The sequence below is a fragment of the Gelidibacter sp. genome, assembly GCF_035577925.1.
Classification (GTDB): Bacteria; Bacteroidota; Bacteroidia; order Flavobacteriales; family Flavobacteriaceae; genus Gelidibacter.
In genome coordinates, this window is record NZ_DATJCY010000374.1 from 1 (window position 1) to 4,857 (window position 4,857).

The 4,857-nt window shown below is 37.0% G+C and carries 5 protein-coding genes; all 5 read right to left on the reverse strand.

Going from position 1 to position 4,857, the window contains the following annotated elements; translation table 11 throughout:
- Positions 1-20 precede the first annotated feature (20 nt).
- The 5 genes from VNJ50_RS14245 to hemF all read right to left on the reverse strand — a co-directional run bounded on the left by VNJ50_RS14245 (position 21) and on the right by hemF (position 4,225).
- Positions 21-1,184 (reverse strand): serine hydrolase, encoded by a 1,164-nt coding sequence (locus tag VNJ50_RS14245; RefSeq protein WP_325582963.1) that lies wholly within the window; start codon positions 1,182-1,184, stop codon positions 21-23.
- 115 nt (positions 1,185-1,299) lie between these two features.
- Positions 1,300-1,773, reverse strand: coding sequence for a methylated-DNA--[protein]-cysteine S-methyltransferase (locus tag VNJ50_RS14250; protein ID WP_325582964.1), 474 nt, complete (start codon positions 1,771-1,773; stop codon positions 1,300-1,302).
- A 5-nt stretch (positions 1,774-1,778) separates the two neighbouring features.
- On the reverse strand, positions 1,779-2,186 hold the full coding sequence (locus VNJ50_RS14255) for an Lrp/AsnC family transcriptional regulator (protein ID WP_325582965.1): 408 nt from the start codon (positions 2,184-2,186) through the stop codon (positions 1,779-1,781).
- A gap of 132 nt (positions 2,187-2,318) precedes the next feature.
- Positions 2,319-3,311, reverse strand: coding sequence for a porphobilinogen synthase (hemB, locus tag VNJ50_RS14260; protein WP_325582966.1), 993 nt, complete (start codon positions 3,309-3,311; stop codon positions 2,319-2,321).
- A 29-nt stretch (positions 3,312-3,340) separates the two neighbouring features.
- Positions 3,341-4,225, reverse strand: coding sequence for an oxygen-dependent coproporphyrinogen oxidase (gene hemF, locus VNJ50_RS14265; RefSeq protein ID WP_325582967.1), 885 nt, complete (start codon positions 4,223-4,225; stop codon positions 3,341-3,343).
- Between the last annotated feature and the right edge of the window lie 632 nt (positions 4,226-4,857).

Here is a 4,857-nt window from a genome sequence, read left to right on the forward strand (position 1 = left end):
TAGAATTAAAAATTCAGCTATTAAGATTTACTTCCTAGCATTGCATAAGCCTCATCAATAAAGGTATAAATATCTTCGTTAAACGGATCTTCTGATTCGTCAACCTTTAAGGAGCGATGCCCTAAACGTACAACAATCATATTGTCATCGGGTTGTACAATCACATATTGACCCAAATGCCCACGCATCATAAAAAAGTCTTTCCCTTTATAATCTTGGATCAGCCACCAGCCATAGCCATATTCTGGGCTTTCGGCAAAACGTGGTGTTATGGATTTGGCTACAAATGCCGAATCTAAAATTTGTTTGCCATTCCATTTGCCATGATCTTTAAACAATTTGCCATAACGTGCAAAATCCTTGGCATTACTGGCAATACAGCAGTAGGCTTTGACCAGATCATTCTCTGCACTATCCACTTGCCAAAGCGTTGAATTTTCAGAACCTAAAGGTTTCCAAAACGATTCTGATAGATAATCATATAGTTTTTTGCCAGTTGCTTTTTCGATGACCATTGCTAAAAGTTGGGTGTCACCACTAGCGTATTTATATTTTTTACCAGGCTCAGTTTCCATTTTTAATCCTAAAATTACCTTGGCTAAATCGTCATCAAAATAAGCGCGCGTGGTGATGGATAGAGGCGAATAGTAAGCTTCGTCCCAGTTGGTGCCAGAACTCATGGACGATAAATCGCCAACGGTCATTTTTGCGGCTTGTCCTTCGCTAAACTCCGGAAAGAAATCGCCAACAGGTTGGTCCAGTCCTTTAATTTGTCCTTGTTCAATAGCTTTTTGCATCAATCCGGACACATAACTTTTGGCCATTGAAAAGGAGTTTGATTTGGAATCTTCATCAAATCCATCGTAATAATTCTCAAACCAAATGCTGTCATTTTTAATAATGACATAGGCAATAGTTCCCAAATCGTTATTGAGTTTCTGAAGCGTTTCTGTTTCTTTTACCGAATTGTAATTGACATGGTTTGGCCAAGGTTGTGATAATCCATTGGCAACTACTTCATTGTCAAATTCTTTGTAATCTTCTAAAAAAGCTGTCGTGTGACCTTTAAGGTAAATGGTTCGTGCTGCTTTTATTAAATAATCAGTGTCTGTAATGTATAAACCAGCTACGATGAGAACGATAAGGATAAAAATCCATTTAAAGAGTTTTTTAATAAATGTCATAAGGTTGGTGTTTAGTGGAATAAATATAGGGAATAATCTTTCAATAATTACATAACAAGATTATACTGAAGCTTTCACAATCCCGATAGGGTTGTCGAGATAAAACTTGTGAGTTTTAAAACAAGGATTGTTGCTTATAAGGGTTTTCATGTTCCAATAACCATTGTTTGCGATGCAATCCGCCGGCATAACCTGTTAAACTACCATCACTTCCAATAACCCGATGGCAGGGAACAACAATCCACAGTGGATTTTTACCGTTGGCATTGGCAACTGCTCGTATGGCTTTGACATCGCCCAGTTGTTGGGATAACTGCAAATAAGAAATCGTTTTTCCATAGGGAATAGTCTGTAATTGGTTCCAGACTTTTTTTTGAAATTCAGTACCTTCCAAGTTTATTTGCAAATCGAACTGTGTGCGTTTACCTTCAAAATATTCACGGAGTTGATGCGCACAGTCCTCAAGGACTTCGGGAATAATATCGGTTGTTTTTTCGTCAGAATCTAATATATAAATGGAGGTTATGCCGTCTTCATCACCAACAATTTTGGTAAAACCTAATGGTGATTTGATGATGCAAGTTTCCATTTTACCTAGCTTTCTAAAATAATACTCGTGGTCGGAACACCGTATTGTGAAATGCGCTCAATAAAAGTGACCAGATTTTTATTGTTTTTGAAATAGGCAAGAATGCATAAACTGTCTTCGCCCGTAATCCGGTCACAACGCTGCACTTCATCTTGATGAATAATTTGGTTGTAGGCGGTTCTTAAAGTACTCGATTGATGAATTTTTAAATTGATATAAACCTTGGTATTGATGCCCAGTTTTTCGTCATTGAGTTTTAAAGAATAGCCTAAGATTATGCCTTTTTCTTCCAATTGTTTCACACGTTTTCCAACAGCCGGTGCTGAAAGATCTACTTTTTTGCCAATAGTTGCAAAAGATTCGCGCGCATTTCTGCGCAACATTTGAATAATTTCATTATCGATGTCATCCATTTGATTCAAAATTAGAATTAGGTTATTTCATTTTAATCGAAAGTAAATATATGATATTATTTCGAATAATAACCAATTCTTTAATGTCTATAAATGGATTTGCGAATGAAAATCTGTGATGATATGAGATTTTTATGTATTTAAGAGTCGAACTACATCCTTTGCAAAATAAGAAGCGATGATATCGGCACCCGCACGTTTTATGGCCATTATTTGTTCCATCATCACGGCATCATGGTCCAGCCATCCTTTTTCGGCGGCTGCTTTGAGCATGGCATATTCGCCAGAAACTTGATACACCGCAACAGGAACATCGACTGCATTTTTGATGTCGCGCACAATATCCAAATAGCATAATCCTGGTTTTACCATGACAATGTCTGCACCTTCATCAATATCCATTTGGGTTTCTCTAAGAGCTTCCAATCGGTTGCCAAAATCCATTTGATAGGTTTTTTTGTCTTTGGGAATATTTTTTATCGCTACCGGAGCAGAATCTAAGGCATCCCGAAATGGGCCATAAAATGCCGACGCATATTTGGCCGAATAACTTAAAATTCCGGTATTCACAAATCCTTCATGTTCCAATGCTTCACGGATAGCCAAAATACGCCCGTCCATCATATCACTTGGCGCTACAAAATCGGCGCCTGCTCTGGCATGTGAAATGCTCATTTGTGCCATCAGATCGGCACTGTCATCATTAATAATGATTCCGTTTTTTACAATGCCGTCATGCCCGTACATGGAATAAGGATCAAAAGCAACATCGGTCATGACCAGCATGTCCGGACACGCATTTTTAACCGTTTTAATGGCGCGCTGCATCAGCCCGTCGGGATTGATGGCTTCTGAACCTATATTGTCTTTTAAAAACTCGGAAACTTTGACAAACAATAAAACAGATTTCAACCCCATGTTCCAAAGTTCCTTGACCTCTTTTTCGAGCAGATCCAAACTGTAACGGTAGTAATTGGGCATGGATGCAATTTCTTCTTTTAGGTTTTCGCCTTCAATTACAAAAAGCGGAACCAAAAAATCGTTGGGCGAAATTGTTGTTTCTCTTACCAACGAGCGGATGGCTTCATTAGCTCTTAATCTTCTATTTCTTCTTAAAGGATACATGTTTTTGAGTATTAAGTTTGTGGTAATATTTAAAATTCAATCCAATCTATTGGGTTTTTTAAAACGCGAATCAGTTTTTCTTCTTCACTATTTTTTTGAGGGTGATAATCGTAAATCCATTGTACGTGTGGCGGCAAACTCATCAAGATACTTTCAATGCGTCCGTTGGTTTTTAATCCGAACAAAGTGCCTTTATCATGAACTAAATTGAATTCAACATAACGACCACGTCTAATTTCTTGCCATTTACGTTGTTCATCAGAATAGGATAAGTCTTTGCGTTTTTCGACAATTGGAATATAACCTTCCAGAAAACTGTTGCCAACTTCAGTGACAAAGTTGTACCAATCGTCCATGGTCATGTCATCATTTGCTTTGCAGTAATCAAAAAATAAACCGCCGACACCGCGTGCTTCATGCCGATGTGCATTCCAGAAATATTCATCACATTTCTTTTTGTAAAGCTCGTAAAATTTAGGTTGATGTTTGTCGCAAGCCGTTTTACAAATTTGATGAAAATGAATGGCATCTTCATCAAACAAATAGTAAGGTGTCAAATCTTGTCCGCCACCAAACCATGAATCTACCATGGTTCCATCTTGATCGTACATTTCAAAATAACGCCAATTGGCATGAACGGTCGGTACCATCGGATTTTTTGGATGGAGTACCAAGCTTAAGCCACAGGCATAAAAATCGGCATCTTTTACTCCAAAATATTGCTGCATGCTTTCGGGTAATTTTCCATGAACTGCAGAAATATTGACACCTCCTTTTTCAAAAACATGACCGTTTTCAATAACGCGCGTACGGCCACCACCGCCTTCAGGGCGTTCCCAGAGATCTTCTTTAAATTTTGATTTGCCATCTACTGCTTCAAGTTTTGAAGTGATCGTATCTTGAAGATTAAGTATGTAATTGTAAAATTTGTCTTTTGTTGATAATCCTGCAAGTTCTCCCTGACCTGCAAGGTTTTGGGAACCTTGTAGGTCTAAAATCGAACCTTGTAGATCTAACCTTAAACCTTGCAGATCTAAACTTGCTATTTCTTCTTTTTGTAATTCCATATTCAAAAAATTATTTGGGGTAAAATCATGATGTGTGATTTTAAAGTTTTCTAAGCTATCGAACAATTCTATCACAAATTTTTTCTCAATTTGTACAGCGGCTTGATTGGTGTTTTCAGTAAAATATTGATAAGACGAATATTTATAATCATTTAATTCTGTCGTAATTTCGTGATGTATTGGATTATTATGAACGTACATGATGACATTTCTTAAATAATCTTCAGAATCAATGCGTTTTCGTCTAAAATGTTTTTCAAACAAACTTCCAGTTCGGGATTGTTGTTTGTTAAAAGCTTTTGCATAGGCATTGAAAAAGTTTGAGAGCGATTGGGTGACGATCTGTTCATCTTCATTTAATCTTATGACGAAATGAAAATGGTTTTTTAGTAAACAATAAGCTAGTACTTCAACTTTGTTTTCTAAATATTTATTGAATAACATTAAAAAATATTCCTTATTTCCACTAGATTTAAAGA